The following is an 18385-nucleotide window of genomic DNA, read 5'->3' as shown; positions in this document are numbered from 1 at the left end:
TTGCAAGTGAGTTGAAAAACTACTGGCATATGCGCAGAGAGTTCTTACAACCTCAGCCAGCCCTGCTAACGGAATTAGCGCCTGCGTTGCTTAGTTTCGTCAAGCCTCATGCATTCGTTCGAGCTTTAAATCTGCTGGCGTTGCTAGGCGGTAGGCAATCCGATCAGATGAAGTCCTCGTTTTAGGCGGTTGGCATGACTAGGCATATACCTCCGACAGTCCGAGCTATTCTTCAGTTCATTAGGGCAGCCGTCTCGCGCTGGCATCAAAAAAGCTGGTTGAATTGTGAAAACGCGATGAAAGGGCAGGCATAGTAACTACTGGCCTAATTCCAGCGCTTCAGTGCGAGGTCATGGAGGTGGGCATGAAGGCGAGAGCTACGGTGATCTGTCGCAAAGATGATGATGTCCTCTACGTGCGTAAGGCCAAATCAAAATGGGCGCTACCTGGGGGCAAAATCGAGTTAGGCGAAACACCTGCTGAAGCCGCCGCGCGTGAGCTTCAAGAGGAAACAGGATTGATCGCTGACAACCTTATTTATCTTGCACGCTTTGAGAGGGACGATACCACCCACTTCGTGTTCATGACTTCACTCCAGCCTGGTAAAAAACCTGCTCCGTGCAATGAGATTGCTGCGTGCAAGTGGAGTCATTGGAAGCGTTTTCGCGATGTTGAGTCGAGCCCAGCGACCAAGGCAATCGTAAAAATATTCGCTAATTCCGACTGATTCGCTGAAGCTACCGTGGATTCCTATAGGCGATGGCTGGCTGCAAGGGACCTCCTGTTGGTTGAACAGGATAGCGGCAGGTGTCCGCTCAACTCGCCCTTCCTGATTGGGCGTCGTTGAGTTCGCCACGTCGAGTGACTCAATTATTGGTCGAGGCAAAGATTTTAAGTTGAAGCGGTTTGCGTACAAGGCAGAATCGAGATCGATGGCTGATGCGGTCCGTGTCAGTTAGGATAAAACGATGGGCAGTTTGACTTGAAAAACGGTACCTTGCTCAGCCGAGGACCTCACTTCGATCTGACCGCCATGACCGGCGACGATCTCTGCCGCGATGAACAGCCCTAATCCCAACCCCGAAGCAGAGCCTTTTTTCGTTTTCGAGAACCTTGAATATCGTCCTTCGGAAGAGAATAAGTATGGGAGAGCATCTGCGGCAATAGGGTCGCCGAGATTCATCACGTCGAACAAAACAGCCTGGTCCTCGGCTCGAAGGCCCACGTGAACAGGGTGCTTTAGATCGCCATGACGCACAGCATTGCCGACCAGGTTCGAAAAAACCTGGGCTATGCGAGCCGGATCAAACAGGCCTACGATTTTGGCCGAATCGCTAAAAACAATGTTCGCTTCGGGGTGACCGGCACTCAGCTCATCAATCACAGCTTTGCAGATCGTATTGAGTTCCGTTAACTCCGTTATGACGGGCAATCCGTTGCCGAGGTTGCAACGGGCGAGGTCTAGCAAGTCACTGACCATCTGGTTCGCCCGCCGAACGCTGACCGCGATTTGAGTGGCAATTGTCTTCTCCCGCTCAGGTAGACTCTGAGTTCGTCGCAATAGGTCTGCTCCCATAAGCACGGCGCTTAGAGGGGACCGGAGATCATGGCCGAGCACACCGAGGACAGTTTTACGAGTCGTTTCTACTGCCTGGGTGTACGAGCTAATCGACTCACTTAATGCCTGATCAATGGCCTCATTGAAACGAATCATGTCTTGGAGTTGTTGGTCGTACCCAGTGAACCCGTGAGCTAACCAAAGACGGAGGACGCTTGATCGAAGCGCGCGGTACTCTGACACCATTTGATCAAGTGTAAATCCATCGGCCAGTCGTAGTAGTGCGTGCGCTTGGGCTGCTGTCTGGTGCTCGGGCACAGGCGCCAAGCCTAGAGATTTGGCAATTTGCTCTTGTTCGGTTTGAGTTGTCCGCAGGTCCGCAGCGACTACCCTGAGGATGTACTCCGCATGGTTCCTTAGCCCCTGAGCATTGAGTGTCGGCAATGGCGTCTCGACGGTGCGAGCAAAGTCCTCCCAGGCTTGGAGAATCTTTTCTAGATTTTCATGAATGTAAGTCGATAGCCGCATGGCAGGTTTCTCGCTAATCGGTACTCACAGAAGCGGTTGAAACCCTTGGCGCACTATCAAGTCATCGGGTGCCACACTTGTAGCTGCCGTCTCCGCCGCTCGTCTGGCCCGCGAAACATTTATCAGCGAGTCTGCCCTAATATTAGGATAGCGATGGGGTATTTGCGATGCTGCCAACCGTGTTAGTCGTAGAAGACGATGAAGTCCTGCGGTCGCTCGTGGTAGAGATGCTCGGCCTGATGGGATGTGGCTCTATCACGGCGACAAACGCAGACGAAGCAGTGCTTGTGCTCGAACACCACGGCAAACTTGCCCTTGTGGTGACTGACGTTTGTATGCCGGGGAGCATGGATGGTATCGACTTGGCGAAGCTCATTTGGCTACGATGGCCGTCTACCCCAGTCCTCATTACATCTGGAAACCGCTCAATACCCATCGATCAGTTGCCGGGACACGCGTCGTTCCTGGTCAAACCGTGGACGAGCGAACTTTTTCAAAGCGCGGTGCGGAGATTGCTCCACGATTAACTGGACACCTTACGGCCTAATTTTTACACCCTCGCTCTTCAGGAACGCTGAGTGCGTCGCTGCCGTAGGGCCTCGCCTCAAGCTCCGGCTGAGCCATGATCAAGCTGAAGCTGCCGGTCAGGTTTCGACGTAATTCCTTGGGCATGTGAAAAGCAAAGTGAATGACCCACGTGCCGTTAGCTAAAAGGCTGGATTCGGTTTTGTACGAGGTGACCATTGCTTCGCTTATGCCGATCAGGCGTGCAATTTCTCGGTCGGTCGGCTCATTCCACATCAATTCCTCGCCCCTTTGACACCGTTCCGGGATCACCACAATGCCCTTTCTGACTCGGGATAGCGAGCAGTACTGATCTGATTTTAGGACCTGGATGACCTTCCTGGTTCGACCATCATCCAGGTGTATATTGGACAATTTTCCATTCCCCTCGCTATATTTCCGGCCTTAAAGCACTAGCTTTGTAAGTCCTCTGGGACCACACCGTGAAACTCAGCATCAAACGTGGCAGATGCCTAGCGACCGAATAGTGTCGCCACCATATCCAGTGACCAGCCGCCCGGCGATTCGTCCCGGTGACTGGTGAGTGGCGCTCGAATGTAAGGGCAGATTTTGGCTGGTCGCAGTCACCACTATCGGCCGAAACAGCCTCCACAACCCTTGCCATTTCCTCATACCAACCATTGATGAGCTGGCTCCCCTCGCTCCACACCAAGCTCGCTGTCATCCGGCTCATGCACGTCACCCTGCTAAACCGAGGAAGCGCGCCGAATCATGCTTAAGCCCATGCATGCCCGGTCAACCTTTTGAATTCTGCCAAGGCGTCTTGAAACTGACCCCTGTGGAATGAGGCTCGTTGATTAGTCTCGTTCCAGTTCACGGTGGTGATCACGCCGGAAATGGCGTCGAGTGCTCTACCAAAACGCGTCCAGCTGACAATGTCGCCGCTTATTACTTGCTCCACCACCGCGACCGTACAGCTCAAATCCATATCGTCTGCGCAGATCAACAGCGGCACGATCGTCGAGCCGTCTTGTGCGCCGGGTTCGAGCACTTGCCATGCGTATCGAAGGTGGTCGTCATCCATCAACCAACCTTGTGCAGGGACCAGCCCCTCGGTGATGTCATTGCCCGCGCTGTCATACGCGATGCCTTTGATCCAGTTGTCCAATGGAATGGAGTCAAGCGTGAAAACCGGGTGAGGGGCCGTAGCGTGTTTCGATTGGTGCATCGTTGCGCTGATGATATTCATGCCAGCTCATGCCTTGAAAGCGGAAGGGGCAAGACTATCAAAAACCGGGTTGGCGGCACCGAACACTTCGGTGCGATTAAGCGGTGGCAAGGCCGACGACCGGCGTCGACGGAAGGGCCGCTTCTGACCGACAGCAACCCTCCGCCAATGGCTGCTTTCAACCCATTGCGGATGGCCAGCCCCAGCACTGTAGCCGCTGCCGCAGGCTGCGCTGGCCTTCGACCACACTGGTAATCTTCAGCGTACCCAGCGGCCAGCGCAGCCTGTCGGCAGCGGCTACAGCGCGTGGATGAGCCTTCGCCGGAAGGCAGCTTCTGGCCGAAAGCGGTCGATTACCAGATCAGCAAATCTTCTCGAAGCGGGCAAGCAGCTAACGAGGGCCAGCTGAACCGTTTTGCATCCATTGCACTGACCTTTAGCATCGTGAGTTGCAATCCCCTAAACGCCTTGCAAACGGAGGTGTGGGTGAACATATTTGCGTGCTGGCTGCAGGCGGTGGCGGTGGGTGAGTCGAAAAACTGCTGAAAATCATGACGGAGTACAAGCGTGCTCCTTGCCATCAATTGGGTGAAGGGAGTACACGCGGAACCGCTCTGTTTTTAGGGCTGATTGATGGCTTCTTTGCCAAGCGTTTCCAGGCAGGCCCCGATCAGAGCCGATGACTCGTCCAGGCCGTTCAGGGCGCTCCGCACATTAACCGCAGCCTGACTGCCTCCGTTGTTTTCAGCCCACAACGCTAGTTCCTCCACCGCCGCGCCGAGGGCGTGGTGGGCCTGCACTTGCGCCACCATCAATTTCTGCAACATTTGAATAGCTGTCATCGACGTTTCCTCCTGGATAGTCCTGAGGTTAGCAGCGGGATCCGCGGAGGTGTATTTACGATCAGGGGCGGCGTGTAAGGCGATTTTCAGTGACTTACATACGGTGGCCGTTGCTTTCTCGCCTTACCCTGGACGTTGGGCTAATCGATATCGGGCTACGCCCGGCCAGAGTGACGCGCGGTCCTTCATCCGGTCGCCGACCAGCGGGAGCGCCCCCACCTGTCGAAATACCTCGCCGCCAAGATTGACCCGGCGAACAAATTTACGTTTACTGTATACATATACAGTCTTCGCAAGGCGTTCGTCATGAGCATCACATTCCTGGGACCGTTGGGTGAGGGCGGGGCCACGCTTCCGTTGTATTCATTCAAGGTCCCTGCCGGCTTTCCTTCACCCGCCGCCGATCATATCGAGAAGCACATCTCGCTGGATGAGTTGCTGGAGATCCGCGCGCCCCACATCTACCTAGTGCGGATCTCGGGCAGCAGCATGGAGGGTGCTGGGATCTTCGACGGCGATCTGGTCGTGGTCGATCGCTCGATCACTGCCGAGCACGGCCATATTGTGATTGCCGCAGTGAATTGCGAACCGGTGTGCAAACGCCTGTGCAAGCGGGGGGACAGCATCATTCTGATGTCCGAAAACGCCGGCTACCCCCCGCGCTACATCCTAGAGGGCGATGAGCTGGTTGTCTGGGGCGTCGTGACCTTTAGCGTGCGCGCCCATGATCCCAAAGCCTGATCCTGTCTTCGCCCTCATCGACTGCAACAGCTTTTACGCAAGCTGTGAGCGGGTGTTCAGACCTGACCTGCGCAGCACGCCCATCGTGGTGCTCAGCAACAACGATGGCTGCGTCATTGCCCGGAGCGCCGACGCCAAGCCGTTCGTTAAAATGGGCGAGCCATACTTCCTGATCAAGCAAAAGCTCAAGCAGCACGGCATAGTCGCCTTCTCCTCGAACTACGCGCTGTACGGCGACATGAGCGAGCGGGTCATGACGGTCATCGAGTCGCTGGTGCCGCAGGTCGAGATTTATAGCATCGATGAAGCGTTCGCCGATTTGTCCGGCGTACCCGGTGACCTGGAGCAGCTTGGCCGTCAGATTCGCGCACAGGTTTACCGGAGCACCGGTATACCCGTCGGCGTGGGGATCGCCGGCACCAAGACCTTGAGCAAACTGGCCAATCACGCGGCGAAAAAGTGGCAGGCGCAAAGCGGTGGGGTGGTGGATTTGCGCGATCAGGTCAAGCGCGATTGGGTACTGAAAAAATGCCCCGCGTCGGATGTCTGGGGCGTCGGCCGCAAGATGACTGCCCACTTGGAGGGCATGGGCATCAAGAGTGCCTGGGAGCTCTCCAAGGCAGATCCCTGGATGCTGCGTAAGCGCTTCAGTGTCGTGATCGAGAAGACCGCGCGCGAGTTGGCCGGGACACCCTGCCTTGAGCTGGACGAGCCGAATCCCCCCAAGCAGGAAATCTGTTGCAGCCGGATGTTTGGCCAGCGCCTGACGGATGTGGTGCCCATCAAGGAGGCGGTGGCGACCTATATGGCGCGCGCCACCGAAAAGTTGCGGGCGCAGCAGTCGCTGTGCAAGAAGCTTCGGGTGAGCATTCGTACCGGTTTTTTCAACCCCGATGAGGCCAAGTACGCTAACGGTGTCATCGTCGAATTGCCCTATCCCACGGACGATACACGGCTAATGACTAGGCTTGCCGTTGAGGCGGTTGACCGTATCTACCGAACTGGTTTCAAGTACAGCAAGGCCGAAGTCCTCTTGCTGAACCTCTGCCAGAAAGGCGAGTACACCGAAGATCTATTCTCGATTTCGCAGCCGGCGGCCACCGAGAAGGTCATGGGGCTGATGGATGCCATCAACGGTCGATGGGGGCGGGGCACCATGCGCCTGGCCAGCGTGCCGACCAATCCTGATTGGGGGATGCGCCGGGAGATGATGAGTCAGAGCTTCACCACCCGGCTGGACCAGTTATGGACGGTGAGTTCCAGGTAGCAAGCAGACCCGAAGCCGGTGCATTAGAAGCCGCGCAGGCGGTCGATCTCGGCGGCCACCTGCAGTGCGGCCTCCAACTCGGAGATTTGCTGTTCTTCCATCAGTCGCCAGCGTTCGGCTTTTTCCTCGGGCTCGGTCATGGCCAAGGCCAAATAGAGGCCTGGCGGTACTGCGCGGAACAGTGTCTCCATATTCTTGGCCAGCACCACCCCCTAGGTGTACTTGCCCAATGCCTTGCTCGCCGACAACAGCAACGCCTTCTGTGCCGGCGTCAGCTCCTTGAACCGGGCGATCTCCTCAACTTCGGCCGGCGACATGTTGCGGTAGATCCACCACTCGATCATGTTGAGCATGGTCTGCGTAGCTAGCCAGAACCAGGCACCAAGCTTGCGCTACATCTTTTTGCCGTTGATCGCGAAGGGTGCCATTGATCACGTTCAGCCAGCACATTTCGACTCGGCGCTGTCATTAGGTTAATGAGGGGGTATCAGGAGATAATTATCCCCTCCATTACTCCCATCATGGGCCGATACCTGAATTGGCTAATCCTGCTCGAATGTCTGCTTTTGGCTGTTGACGTTTGGCAGACGTTGACCAACAACGACCAGCGATTTCATCCAACCTTTCTATCGGTATCGCTAATCCCCATGTCGGTTGCCGTGATATGCCGTCAGCGCTGCTGACCTTGGAAGTCCGCCATTCGGTGGCGGCGGCACTGAGAACATTGAGCACCGCCCTAAACGATGGTAATGCTGGGAAGATGGCCGGATTGCCGCTCCCGCTGACGGTTATCTGAGCAACGCGCTCAGCGCGGCCTTCGCTTTCGCAGTGATCCGCCAAGCATCGCTGTCGGCCGCATTCATGGAAGCTAAGAAGCCCTCCATTTGACGTGCGTCGCTGGTTGACTGCAGTTCAAGGCTGATTTCCGTAAGCCAGGCATCTAGGAAATTCGCCCACGCTTCTTTCTCGGGGTGCGCCGCTGCGCAGATCAGAGCCACACGAATCTCCTCATTGAGCGCCAGGTCCATGCCTTTCCGACGTCTCGCCACTCGGCTGAGGAGGCGGAGAGCGTTTGCCAGCTCACTGCTTCGTGTGACGGCTGCCACTGTGCCAAGACCTCCGAGCATGGGAAACACTTGATCTTTATTCTCTGGAAGCTTCAATTGGAAACGGACGTTTTCCAGCGCGGAAAGGATAGTTTCGGCATGCGTGGTATCTATCCGATAAATTAACGCGGCATTTGTGATTTCGACGAACGCTGAAAAGTCCAATGGCGTTCGTGCAAGTGATGCGGTCACGCGCTGGAAAATTTCCTCTGGAAGTCCAGCAGCTGGCGGCAGGTTTCCCTCCAACGGGCCGGGCAGAAACGGACGAATAGTTTGTGTCAGTCTGTTGAGCGAGGAGGACGGATCGTCTAAATAGGTGCGTAGCGCCTCAAATGAAAACGAGCTGTAATGGCTGTTGAGTGTCGGCAGGAGCCGGCCGGCGAAATCGTTTTGAATTTGTGCTGGATTGATGAAATCGGGTAGCCACCGCGGCTCCTGGCGCAAATCGAACATTGCCCTGAAATAAAAGAGCGCGCCGGTATTGCTCGAGAGCCATCGTTGAATACCACTGGTATCTCCACCGGCAGAGAGAATTGATCGTTCAATTAATGAAGCGTGGGCGATAGCCGCCAGCCGTACCCAAAAGGGCGGGTAGCCGTTAAATAGCTTGAACCGCGCAAAAAAATCGCTAACAAATACAATCACTGCCGAAGTGAGGGCAAACCGTGGGCTTTCAGCTCCTTGCACATCAAAGAGTAGTTTGAGCAAATCTAGAATTTTCGACTCGACCTCCCCGGTCAAATTTGGGCTTGATAAACCCAACTCGATGCAGGCGACGATCGAATGAAGGTCACCGTGCTTTTCCGCCCAGCACAGAAATGTGAGGAGCTGAACGGCTGAGGATTGCTGCAGCGGAAGTAGAGCGCTGAGGCGTGAGTGTGCTGTGCTCAAGAGTGCCTGGCGTGTACCCTTGGTGGCGTCCCAAGCCAAGAGTTGATTGAAGTGGGCTGGCAATACGGTTTCGAAGATATCAAATGTCGCAGTTTTATCGATACATCCTACGAGTTGGAAGTAGTAATCACGCAGAGTCGGGAGCAGTTGGTCCGCCGACAGGGTGCCTGAGGCTACCCGCGCGGTAATGCTGTCGCCGACGAACTCAGGGGTCATCCGTGACTGAGTTATGAAACGATCGTAATCCAGCGGTCCTAATGCGCGCGCGGCGATTTTTTCCTGCCAAGCGTCGGCATCTGAGCCCCTGAAGTTTGACTGCTCAACCATCTCTTGCCAGCTGCTCAGCCGGATGCTGTCGTCCTCCGCTAGCGCCCAGAAGCCCTTGACGATAAATAACCCGCGTTCGGCATCGAAAGCGACTTCGTCTGCAGAGGCGCGACCGTGATACTGCAATTTCCACTCCTGGCCGGTTGTATCGACGATGGCGCTCCGTCCCCCAGAGGTCTTCATTGCACGCTGAATCGTGTTGTAGAAAACGGTCGGAGTGAAAGCCACCTCGGGGTTAGAAAACTGGATGTAGAAAGGGTCGCTCACACCCATCGTCTCCACGCATTCCGGGTTTTCAAGGAGTGCGGTCAATATGCTTGTGGGCAGATTTGCCATTATCATTGAGACCAAGGAGGGGTCGATAGGCTTAGACATGTGGGAACCTCGTTTGATCTTCAGCACACAGTTGACTAATTAACTGTTCTGCGATACTGACGACCTCTTGAAATAAAGGCTCGTGGTCTCTGGCCAAGTCGCGCAGAAACCGCTCGTCGAGCCATTTCAGATAATCGGTTTTACTCGGCCCATGAATGTGACCAACGTGTATTAGCAGCCGCGACAGTTGCAGCCGGAGATACTCTTGCGGGGCTATGCCGGCACGGCCGAGGGCGCTTGCCCAACCTCGCGCATCAATCAGCTCAAACAGCCAATCGGATCGGCTGGCGGCTGAATCGGGGGGAATGGAGGACGACCATTGTGCTTGGATGCACGTAAGGCAAGTTTCCGATAAGTCAGTAAACCAGGGCATCTCCAAGGGTAATTGCAAAGTATCCAGCATCTGGATGCGCAAGACGCTTTGTCGAATAGCTTTCAGTTCAGCAGACTCTACCAGTTGACCTAGGGAAATAGTTGACTCACCCAGATAGCCTAACAGTTCATCCGTTGGCGTGGGGACGTGAATGGCGCCGCTCCGTCTGAGTGCCGTTCGTGCTGACCACAGTCGTTCACGTGGAAGGGCGCCCTGAAGTACTAAAGCGGATACCAACTCCAGCGACGAAACTACCCGCGTACTATGGGGCCCATCCATGATGATGCCGAGCTTGTTCATGCACCTATCATCGATTACAACCCAGTCAATCTCCTTAAGGTCATTGAGTAGGGCCATCGACGGGTGTTCTAAAACGGAACCGCGGTCATCGTTCCTAGGTGTCCTTCTCTGAGGTTGGACCTTCAGTCGTCCAGCTTTAATATTGTCGCGAACTCGGCACCTCACATCCTCGATGAGCTGGGCTCCCTGTGTCGAGAAACGATCGAACTCAAGCAGGTCATTGGCAGCCTGGACCTGGTGGCTGGAGATGTACGTCGTGAATCCCGCTTTGTGGATTTTTGGTAATAGACCGAGATGTTCGAAATAGGACAGCGCGACATCATCCACATACAGCGTCGCCCCATCTTCGATCTCAGTCGCATCAGTGTACGAGCCTGGGCTCGTCTGAGTTCTCGGTCCAAGAAAAGCTAGGCAGCGCTCGCGTTCAGCCAGCGTCAGCTCGCCAGAGCTTGTCAGTTTCTCGATTAATGCCGTGCAGGAGCAGAAAAGTTTGTTGTATTCGGCAAGGTCTACCGGCTCGTAATTTAGGGAGCCTGGCCGGCACACTGGAAGTGGATGGATTATCAGATGCTGAGCGCTTCCCTCTTGAAAGGCGCGATTAGCAGTTTCAATGGTCAGCGCGAGCTCTTCGCCTACGAGCTCGGCTAGGTCAGGCGACGCTGAATGCAGGACTACTAGCTCAAGGAGTTGACGGTTAACGAGCATGTCCCGCAAAGCCCTGGCGGAGTGGACCCGGCTGGGTTGATGGAACACGATTCGATGACGTTCTTCAAAAAGCCACGGCAGTAGGTCATGAGAGATGCGGATGTCAGGAAGGGAAACAAACACTTCCTCGGCAACCCCCAAGGCTTCGAGCGTTACCAGGCTGGAGATGTCTAAGATCACTGTTCCCGGCACTTCGGGAACGACATGGTTGCAGGCGCCATGAAAAGCGTACAGCGTAGTGCACTTGCGCAAATCTATTTGGTGGGCGTTCGATAGCAAGGGATGCAGAAACATGTTCAATAACGGAATGTTAAGCAGTTTAGCCGCGGCGAACTGAGGTAAATCGCCAGAGATCAGGCGTCGGGTCGTATCGTCTGACCGTTCTCGCCACCTTGGAGCCTGTTCGACCAACGACTCCAGTGACACCGTAGTCGCGGGTCCATCGTCGCCTGACAGAACGACTGCAGACTCGAGCCAAGACGAGGTCACTGCATCACCTTTCCACCCCAAGCGGGTCGCGATGTCATAGCAACTGATCAGCATGTGCGGATCATCATGGCCTGCGGCAGCAGCGGCGAGGGTGAGATCCTTGACGCGAGCTGAATGAATCAAGGCCGCTAGGTTTGCTGCACGCATGAGGCCAATCTTGGAAAGGCTGCCTTTGGCCTGCCAATCCTGGTCTACCAATGTATGCAGTCGATCCCAGTCGCCTGAAGCAATCAGTATTGAAGCCTCAAGCGATTTCAGGTCGTCATGATCGCTTTCTCGGCGTAACGAGTCGACCAGTGTGACCGCCTGCTCGAAGCCTCCCAACTCGAAGAAGGCGCGACAGCGGTACTCCTGCATCCTGCGGGAAGTTTGGTACAAATGCGGGTTTTCAGTTTGTATACGAATTAAGGTTTCCAGGTCTCCCAATTCATATAAACAGTGGATATAGCGCCCTCCGATGGTCGAGTCGTGGGTGCGTTCGAAAAGCTCGGACACAAATGGCGCCATTTGTTTCCAGTCCTTTGCTTCCTCGAGGCTGGTGACCAAATGATTGAGGTCAGGCAGAGAGTTGCTCAAGCGGAAGTTCTGCAGCCTGGCTTGCACAGGATCAGAGCCCTTGGCTTCTGCCAGGGTCCTCAACGCACGATCCTTCTCCACTGGCGTCGGCTTGAAGGCATCAAGGTCGGGGAGCAGGGATGCTGCTTCGCTAAGCCGCTTTGCACGGGCAAGCACTTCTATTAAAACGAGGACCACTGCCTTGGGATTCAAAATCGTGACTAACTGGGTCTTGTGCCGAATTAGGTAGTTCGCCATTGCGTCGTGGCTGCCTTGGGCGTGGGCCACCGCGAAGCGCGCGATCGCCGCATCCTCCGATTTGCCCCCCGTTAGCGCCATTTGCCGATCGATTTCCTTCTCGACGGCTGTTAGATCTATGTTGAGGCCAAATTCCAATGCAAACGATATACGCCTAAGTGACCGGTTCGGCGTCAGCATGTCGCGCTCCAGCTGCAGGAGTGCGGAAGGTCTCTGGTCGTCATCATTGAGCGAAAGCCAAAGCGCCATATCTGCGGCATAACGCTCGGCATGAGGGAGGGACAGGTGCCGGGCAGTCTCGGCCGCCTTCTCGAAAAGTGCCAAGGAAATCCTGCGGCCTTGGATCGCCTCAGCGGTAATTGACAGCGGGAAGTCTTTTGAGCCGAAAGGAATGTTGCCAAGAAGGGTCGATCGGAATTCTGTGGGGATTGCAGGTATAAGATTGGCTTGGGCAAGCAAATAGTGAAGCGCAGGAATAGTTGCTAGGTCTTCTTCGGTAATTATTGATGCTACCTCGGACAGATCGGCCCATAACTCGTTTTCCATCAGCTTGATCAATGCACTAAATCTGCCGACGGGGGCGAGTTGTCTAAGGTGAAGGTCCGCAGCCGCTAGCCAGGCCATCCCTGCATCGATGCCGGAATTCGCACTGACAAGAATGAAGGCAGTTGTGTGTGAGTCGTTGGAGTCGATCTGGTGTAGTGCCTTTAGCGCATCAAGATGCTGCCCTGCTGCATCCATCAGGATTGCACCCACTACTTTATTTAGGTCGCAAATGCCGAAGGTCTGTGACCGTATCAGCCAATCGTTCGCCTGTTGAAGTGCCTCTTTGCTTAGGATGCGGGCGCACCATGCCAGCGTCGTCATTTTTGTGGCGTCAGAGCAGCCCCGCAGGTCTCCTTCCAGAATGGCCTGGGCGAGTGCGGCTGTGTGGCCCACCCGGTCGAATTCGCCATAAAAACGCCGTTGAAAAATATCCGTTAATCGGCTGTTAGCCTCCGCATCTGCCAGTAGTGGAGAGGCAGCGGCTCGGCCAGAATGCTCCATCAGGGTGTTCAGATTCTTTTCAACGACCTTAAGCGTACGGGTCTCGTCTGCTACCTGAAGGCTGAATTGTTGTAATTCTGCGGTATTGCGGTCCACGCTCCGAGCGATCAATGGGTCGATAGCCGGCAGATCGAAAGCGCCTTTCACAAACTTTCGTACATGGAGATACACCTCAGCGTTCTCGTTCGTGGGCTTCACGATAGACACATGGCTAGCGTCAACTGGAAGGGCGATGGTCTCCACCCCAGGGTCGGAGCTGTCGGGTGGCACAATCATCCCCAGCCATTTCACTGGCTGGGTCTCGACAAGGACAAGGTGCTCGAGGCTGTTGAGTCGGGAGTAGCCCCTGTACCAGTTATTTAGATCTCGCAATGCTGGGTGGTTGCGTTCAAGACTTAGCATCGCATTAGATCGCCGGGAAACCCAACTGAGGAACCGACTCAGGGTGGCTAATCCTGATCCGAAGTGGGGAGTGCCGATGAAGGCAATGCCTTTCACTCGGTGAAGGAAGGACTCAGCACCGGGTTTAACGTATCGGTCCCGGTCTGCGGCCCTGATGACCTGCTTGACCACGAGCCCACCTAGACTATGAGCAACAAACACCAAATTACCAGTCCCGAGCCTATCTTCAAGTAACAGACGGGCCAAAATATTCTCCCCTCGATCAGGCAGATGCATGCTGCTGCCAAGCCAATTGGAGGGGGCAGCCTCATAGCCAAGACACCACACGCCGAGCTCCCCATCAGCCGCAAGCCACTTCGGCCAGAAGGTTGATTCCTCATCGCTCGACATCCAGGTGCTGGTATGGTGCCCTCCTAAACCATGCACAAAAATTACGTGCGTCCTTACTTGCTCATAGTTGTCAGAGAGACTTATCAGCTCTGCCATTGGCGATTCCTATCGTTTCGACGATCCGATGATCCGATGACCCTCATGGAGCCTCGGTTTTGATTTTCAGCCCGCGGCAGCGGCTACAGTGTCGGCGTTGGCCGGCCGATTTGGGTTAACAGCAGCCCTCGATAGCAATGTTGCTAAGCTTGGCTGCCTTGATTCGCCGTTGAGGGCTCACTACTTTAATGAGAGTGTGGGACTGCCGATCGGTTGAGCAGGGCTCGTGTAACATCTTGAATCCGCCAGGCCCATGTTGAGCAGGAACATCGCTGTAGCCGGATGTTAGCACTATCGGTAAAAGGGGGTGGTGCTTCCGAGTTCGTGCGCCTATTCGACCCCGGCCTAACCTGATTTCGATCTGGTAAGGCCATCTCGGATATTGTAAATGAGCGATGGCAGGTACCCGAACGCCTCCAGCGGCGGAGTAGCAAAGTTCCTGATGTCGATGTTATATTCGACGATCAGTACACACTAGCCGTGACCATCGTCAAGCGTTGTGACCACAACGCTCCTCACCAGTTTTTTGCTGCGTGTCCAAAAAAGCGCCTAGGGAAAATCCAGATTGGGGAGTCTGCGAGTGGCACGCTCATCGCCCCGACGCGCACAAGGCCCGAGCGCGAAGGGATGCACAAAATCAGAAGTCGCGAATTTCAGCGTGTAGATTCAATGTATCGTTTTCTACCGTTGCCGCTTGGTTTCATCTGCCAGGTATTATTGATACACCCCATACTCAATGCGACGCAAGTACTCTTCGACGGCCTGAAATCCTATTGAGTTGTCGATCATATCCAGTGGCACGTTCCCATCCAAAAACACGCAAGGGCGGGCTAGCCATTCCTCCGCGAACTGCTTCGTACCGAATACTGACATTGCATGTTCAAACACTTTGGCGTATTGAAACGCTACTGAGCTCTGCCGAGAGGTGAGAAGGGCTGGGTGCTCGCTGGCGCACTGGCGCTGGATGGCGCGACTCGACTTTCCCATGATCCGGCTAATTATTTGTTTGGTCGAGAGAAGTTTAGAAAAGCCCAGCATGGCTCGGACGTCTTTGAGGGCGAAGCCTTTAGCAATGCAGCGACTTAGCATAACCGGGGTAAGGTCACGGGTATCGCGAATGAGATATTCCGTCGCGGAGCGGCGGCCGTGTGTCATTTTAGCCGTATGGGTGTTGACCGAAGTCATAGCATCTCCTCCACCTGCGAAATTCGAACCATATTAGCTGAGTGCACGCCGAGTCGATTGTGCTGACGGAAACGTTCTATTTATAAGCTATAGAAATCTCCGCTTGATTAAGGGGAGTGGGCTCAATAGGCTAGCTCAAAGCTGCTAACGCATGAAAGGGTGAGCGTGAGCAAAGTGAAGGTCACCGCGAAGGTTGTTTCTTTTCGAATGTCGGGCTTTTGCCGGCGTAAGCCGAAACTTCCACATCAGCAAAAGCCTGGATCGCATCCTTGGTAAAAAAACTCCGGTATCTGGGCGAATGTTGAATTTTCCTCAACCTAGCGATTGCGGCTTCACGTGTAGCCATATTTCCCCCATGAACCCATGCACGATGGTACTGCATTGACCAAGAGCTCGAACGCACCTGTGACTGGATTCGCACCAAAGCGAGCAGGTAAACGTCGGTCCAAACTGCGCGGAGCTCCCAGCCTTGATGCGACATATTCGATCTTACCTCAGAGCCCGACGGATGTCTTGGGGTGAGGTGATGCGTTGAGAAGCGCTCGTGACTAAACAGCAGAAGTAACCGCCTACCGATTGCTGTCCGTAAGAGCCAAGGGGCGTAGTATAGAGACCGACCTCATGATCCGAGACAGGGCCTTTCCATGTGAGTGCCCGCAAGGGATACATGTGTACTCCTAGCCACGGATAGTCATTGCAGTTGGTGGAGCGCGCAAGCCTTTTTGCGACAATCTGCGGACTATTCACAATTTATCCCAACCTGAGCTCTTTAGATCACGATCATCTGAAAATAGTATTTTGAATGGTGCAATAGTCGCATCCGCATCGTCCCTCAACGAGTACGTTGCTCCACTTGCGGTTTTGTATAGGATGAAATGCGATCCGTCTCGAGGGTCCTCCACGATTCCAGCCATAGCCAAAGGCTCCATCAGCCAATTAGAGCTGCCGCTCATATGGGGTGGAATCACTAACTGGACTTGCTCTACCCACATGCGGTGGGGCTGCGCATCGATAAATTGTCTCAGCTCGTGAGCGTGGTACATCATCATCATGCTCGCATAACACTCAGATCCACTTTTGATCACCACCTGGAGGTATAGCCACGGTAGCAGCAGCTCCTGTTCGACGAGTCGCCATACCCGTTGACCAGATGAAGCGTTGGGCTCACCGGGCGGATCGAAGGTGATTTCGGAGCTTGGATAAGTCGTAAACATAGCAAACCTCAAAATGAACACTATAGATTGTAGCTCTATAGGATGCGATAGCGCTTCATCGTTCCTTTTGCGGAATTGGCAAATTGGAACTCAACAACGCGTTCGCCCTGGCGCTCAAGCAGGTGCGGAACAGCAAAAACCTTACCCAAGAGGATTTTTCTGAGGTGAGCAGTCGCACGTACCTCAGCACCTTGGAGCGAGGGCTGAAGAGCCCTACGCTGGAGAAGATCGACCAGCTCGCAGGCGTTTTAGGCGTGCACCCTCTGACCATTCTTGTTGCTACCTACGCTTGCAAAGAGCGTCATGACGACATCGCCAATTTGTTCAAAAAAATTACCTATGAGCTCAAGCTAATCGAGTGAAGCTGATTGGTGCCACCTCATGCTGTCGCTTGGAAAAAGCACTCTGGGGCGATGCGGCGCAACAAACAAGCTCCTACGAGCCTGAGCGCGCCAAGGGCTTGCTGTAAGGCGAGGGCAGGGTACTGTCGACCATCGGTTACTGGTCCGGTCGATTCCCCAGAGGCCCAAGTCGCCCAAGCCCGGCGGAAGCGTGATTGCTGTGCCAGAGAGGCACAATAAGTTTCAGCGATCCTCAATGCTTAAGTTTTTGTTTGAGCGATGGCGTTCCTCATCACGACTGTTGTAATAAGTGTCAACCGTTGTTGCTAGACTCTGGTGTCGCAGATCCGCCTGGAGATCCTTGTGATCGCGCACTTTGGCATCCGCTGTCGCCGAGGTGTGTCGCAACCAGTGAAGCGACGCTGATCTCAAATGCTTCACGTCGTCATCGGGGAAGCCTTCTGTACGCATGCGGACCAAGGCATTGTCGAAGACCTTTTGGACTAGACTCCTGATGTGACCAGCGGATAAACCTGCCCGCCCCTTAAGAGACTGCAGGAGAGGCGCAGAATCGTCAGGGGAGGGCAGCGGCGTCAGATTCAGGAATTGCCTGTAACGGGCCATCCAGACGTTCATATATTCGTCCTTGACGCTTATACGGGCAGCTTTATTGCCCTTGCCAATGACGTGAAACCACCAGTTGCCATGATCATCTTTCCGGAAGTCACTCATCATTGGCTCCCAATTATCACGCCCTACAATGTCTGACACCCTTAAATACATAGAATAGATTGTAGCTATGATAAATAAAGTCCTCTCGTGCTGTTCAGGATCTTCGTCAGCCATGAGCTTGGCTGTCTCTAGGACAAAGCCCCATTGGAGAGCGGTCAATGACTTCGTGTTTTCTGTGGCCACAACTCGCTGCTTATATTTGGACTTCTGTTTGATCGCACGAATCGGATTCGCATTGTTCGTAAGCCCCTCATCGGCCGCCCATTGGAAGAAGCTGCCGCACACGGCGAAAACTTGAGCGACTGAGTCCTGCCGCATCTTGTAGGGCTTTGCCTCGGGTTCTTTATTTTGTTCCGTGGCAAGTTTTAGGTCAGGTTTTTTTACCGTCAGGAAGAACGGCCGCCAGGCAGGGTTAATAGTGTAGGTGTCCGTAGGATTAGCACTTCGACCGCCCACACGCTGATAGCGAGCTTTCACGATCTTGCCAATCCAGTCTGAAGGTGGTTTAAGGCAAAATTCCAAAAAACGTTCGCCATCTTGACGGGTCATGTCGAGCAGAGGCTTCTCGCAAATCAATAGTGCCCATAACAGAAGTCGCTCTACGTGCGTTCTATAGGAGTTGAAGGTTGCACAGTTGCCTTCGTAAGAGCGCAGAAAACTTCTGACAGCTCGGTAGCTGTCGATGGCACTGAGATCAAAGGAGAACGACTCCAGGTAGCAAACAACTACCGGCAACTCCTGCGATAGGTTGTTGTGATTCAGCTCGAGAAATCGATCGTGTGATTCGAATAGAGGGATAAGGTTCGCCATTAAATTACTGTCTCAGGTCCGCAAGCTCGCGATGCTACCCCATGCACGACGACCTTTGCAAAATACGGGTCTACCCATTATCGAATATTGCATGCGTGCC

The 18385-nt window shown here is 54.4% G+C and carries 14 protein-coding genes and 1 pseudogene; 6 read left to right on the top strand and 9 right to left on the bottom strand.

Annotation, left to right across the window (positions count from 1 at the left end; translation table 11 throughout):
* Positions 1-364 precede the first annotated feature (364 nt).
* On the top strand, positions 365-727 hold the full coding sequence (locus AC0SZ7_RS03835; RefSeq protein ID WP_475503099.1) for an NUDIX hydrolase: 363 nt from the start codon (positions 365-367) through the stop codon (positions 725-727).
* Between the two features lie 228 nt (positions 728-955).
* On the opposite strand, the gene AC0SZ7_RS03830 is transcribed toward AC0SZ7_RS03835, so the two are convergent.
* Positions 956-2086, bottom strand: a complete 1131-nt coding sequence (locus AC0SZ7_RS03830) for a sensor histidine kinase (protein WP_475503098.1) — start codon at positions 2084-2086, stop codon at positions 956-958.
* 167 nt (positions 2087-2253) lie between these two features.
* On the opposite strand from AC0SZ7_RS03830, the gene AC0SZ7_RS03825 reads away from it, so the two are divergent.
* On the top strand, positions 2254-2613 hold the full coding sequence (locus AC0SZ7_RS03825) for a response regulator (RefSeq protein WP_475503097.1): 360 nt from the start codon (positions 2254-2256) through the stop codon (positions 2611-2613).
* Between the two features lie 16 nt (positions 2614-2629).
* Here the strand turns inward: AC0SZ7_RS03825 and AC0SZ7_RS03820 are convergent, their stop codons facing one another.
* Entirely contained in the window at positions 2630-2887 is a 258-nt protein-coding gene (locus AC0SZ7_RS03820) for a hypothetical protein (RefSeq protein ID WP_475503384.1), read from the bottom strand.
* Between the two features lie 499 nt (positions 2888-3386).
* Positions 3387-3860 (bottom strand): hypothetical protein, encoded by a 474-nt coding sequence (locus tag AC0SZ7_RS03815; protein ID WP_475503096.1) that lies wholly within the window; start codon positions 3858-3860, stop codon positions 3387-3389.
* Between the two features lie 285 nt (positions 3861-4145).
* Between AC0SZ7_RS03815 and AC0SZ7_RS03810 the strand changes: the two genes are divergently transcribed.
* Positions 4146-4385 carry a hypothetical protein gene (locus tag AC0SZ7_RS03810; RefSeq protein ID WP_475503095.1) on the top strand — a complete coding sequence of 80 codons (240 nt, stop codon included), beginning with the start codon at positions 4146-4148 and terminating at the stop codon, positions 4383-4385.
* Between the two features lie 74 nt (positions 4386-4459).
* Here the strand turns inward: AC0SZ7_RS03810 and AC0SZ7_RS03805 are convergent, their stop codons facing one another.
* Entirely contained in the window at positions 4460-4681 is a 222-nt protein-coding gene (locus tag AC0SZ7_RS03805) for a hypothetical protein (RefSeq protein WP_475503094.1), read from the bottom strand.
* Between the two features lie 306 nt (positions 4682-4987).
* Between AC0SZ7_RS03805 and AC0SZ7_RS03800 the strand changes: the two genes are divergently transcribed.
* Positions 4988-5422 (top strand): LexA family protein, encoded by a 435-nt coding sequence (locus AC0SZ7_RS03800; RefSeq protein ID WP_475503093.1) that lies wholly within the window; start codon positions 4988-4990, stop codon positions 5420-5422.
* Positions 5409-6689, top strand: coding sequence for a translesion error-prone DNA polymerase V subunit UmuC (umuC, locus tag AC0SZ7_RS03795; protein ID WP_475503383.1), 1281 nt, complete (start codon positions 5409-5411; stop codon positions 6687-6689). The genes AC0SZ7_RS03800 and umuC overlap by 14 nt, the downstream gene beginning before the upstream one ends.
* A gap of 23 nt (positions 6690-6712) precedes the next feature.
* On the opposite strand, the pseudogene AC0SZ7_RS03790 reads toward umuC, so the two are convergent.
* The 4 genes and pseudogenes from AC0SZ7_RS03790 to AC0SZ7_RS03775 all read right to left on the bottom strand — a co-directional run.
* Positions 6713-7117 (bottom strand): annotated as a pseudogene (locus AC0SZ7_RS03790) (conjugative transfer ATPase); the annotation flags it as partial.
* 360 nt (positions 7118-7477) lie between these two features.
* On the bottom strand, positions 7478-9388 hold the full coding sequence (locus tag AC0SZ7_RS03785) for a hypothetical protein (RefSeq protein ID WP_475503092.1): 1911 nt from the start codon (positions 9386-9388) through the stop codon (positions 7478-7480).
* Positions 9381-14003, bottom strand: coding sequence for an esterase/lipase family protein (locus tag AC0SZ7_RS03780; protein ID WP_475503091.1), 4623 nt, complete (start codon positions 14001-14003; stop codon positions 9381-9383). The genes AC0SZ7_RS03785 and AC0SZ7_RS03780 overlap by 8 nt, the downstream gene beginning before the upstream one ends.
* A 714-nt stretch (positions 14004-14717) precedes the next feature.
* Positions 14718-15188 carry an antitoxin Xre/MbcA/ParS toxin-binding domain-containing protein gene (locus AC0SZ7_RS03775; protein WP_475503090.1) on the bottom strand — a complete coding sequence of 157 codons (471 nt, stop codon included), beginning with the start codon at positions 15186-15188 and terminating at the stop codon, positions 14718-14720.
* Positions 15189-16485: 1297 nt separating this feature from the next.
* Here AC0SZ7_RS03775 and AC0SZ7_RS03770 point away from each other — a divergent pair.
* Positions 16486-16764 carry a helix-turn-helix domain-containing protein gene (locus AC0SZ7_RS03770; protein WP_475503089.1) on the top strand — a complete coding sequence of 93 codons (279 nt, stop codon included), beginning with the start codon at positions 16486-16488 and terminating at the stop codon, positions 16762-16764.
* Between the two features lie 222 nt (positions 16765-16986).
* Here the strand turns inward: AC0SZ7_RS03770 and AC0SZ7_RS03765 are convergent, their stop codons facing one another.
* Entirely contained in the window at positions 16987-18285 is a 1299-nt protein-coding gene (locus AC0SZ7_RS03765; protein WP_475503088.1) for a tyrosine-type recombinase/integrase, read from the bottom strand.
* Positions 18286-18385 lie beyond the last annotated feature (100 nt).

This window comes from Pseudomonas sp. JC1203, assembly GCF_056175065.1.
The sequence above is the reverse complement of the archived record's forward strand: the minus strand, read 5'-3'. Positions and strand labels throughout refer to the sequence as shown.

Bases quoted from the DNA above. Each gene is read 5' to 3' on its own strand.
- AC0SZ7_RS03835 (WP_475503099.1), top strand. From the start codon at position 365: ATGAAGGCGAGAGCTACGGTGATCTGTCGCAAAGATGATGATGTCCTC.
- AC0SZ7_RS03815 (WP_475503096.1), bottom strand. From the start codon at position 3,860: ATGAATATCATCAGCGCAACGATGCACCAATCGAAACACGCTACGGCC.
- AC0SZ7_RS03805 (WP_475503094.1), bottom strand. From the start codon at position 4,681: ATGACAGCTATTCAAATGTTGCAGAAATTGATGGTGGCGCAAGTGCAG.
- AC0SZ7_RS03830 (WP_475503098.1), bottom strand. From the start codon at position 2,086: ATGCGGCTATCGACTTACATTCATGAAAATCTAGAAAAGATTCTCCAA.
- AC0SZ7_RS03780 (WP_475503091.1), bottom strand. From the start codon at position 14,003: ATGGCAGAGCTGATAAGTCTCTCTGACAACTATGAGCAAGTAAGGACG.
- AC0SZ7_RS03800 (WP_475503093.1), top strand. From the start codon at position 4,988: ATGAGCATCACATTCCTGGGACCGTTGGGTGAGGGCGGGGCCACGCTT.
- AC0SZ7_RS03775 (WP_475503090.1), bottom strand. From the start codon at position 15,188: ATGACTTCGGTCAACACCCATACGGCTAAAATGACACACGGCCGCCGC.
- AC0SZ7_RS03765 (WP_475503088.1), bottom strand. From the start codon at position 18,285: ATGGCGAACCTTATCCCTCTATTCGAATCACACGATCGATTTCTCGAG.
- AC0SZ7_RS03785 (WP_475503092.1), bottom strand. From the start codon at position 9,388: ATGTCTAAGCCTATCGACCCCTCCTTGGTCTCAATGATAATGGCAAAT.
- AC0SZ7_RS03825 (WP_475503097.1), top strand. From the start codon at position 2,254: ATGCTGCCAACCGTGTTAGTCGTAGAAGACGATGAAGTCCTGCGGTCG.
- AC0SZ7_RS03820 (WP_475503384.1), bottom strand. From the start codon at position 2,887: ATGTGGAATGAGCCGACCGACCGAGAAATTGCACGCCTGATCGGCATA.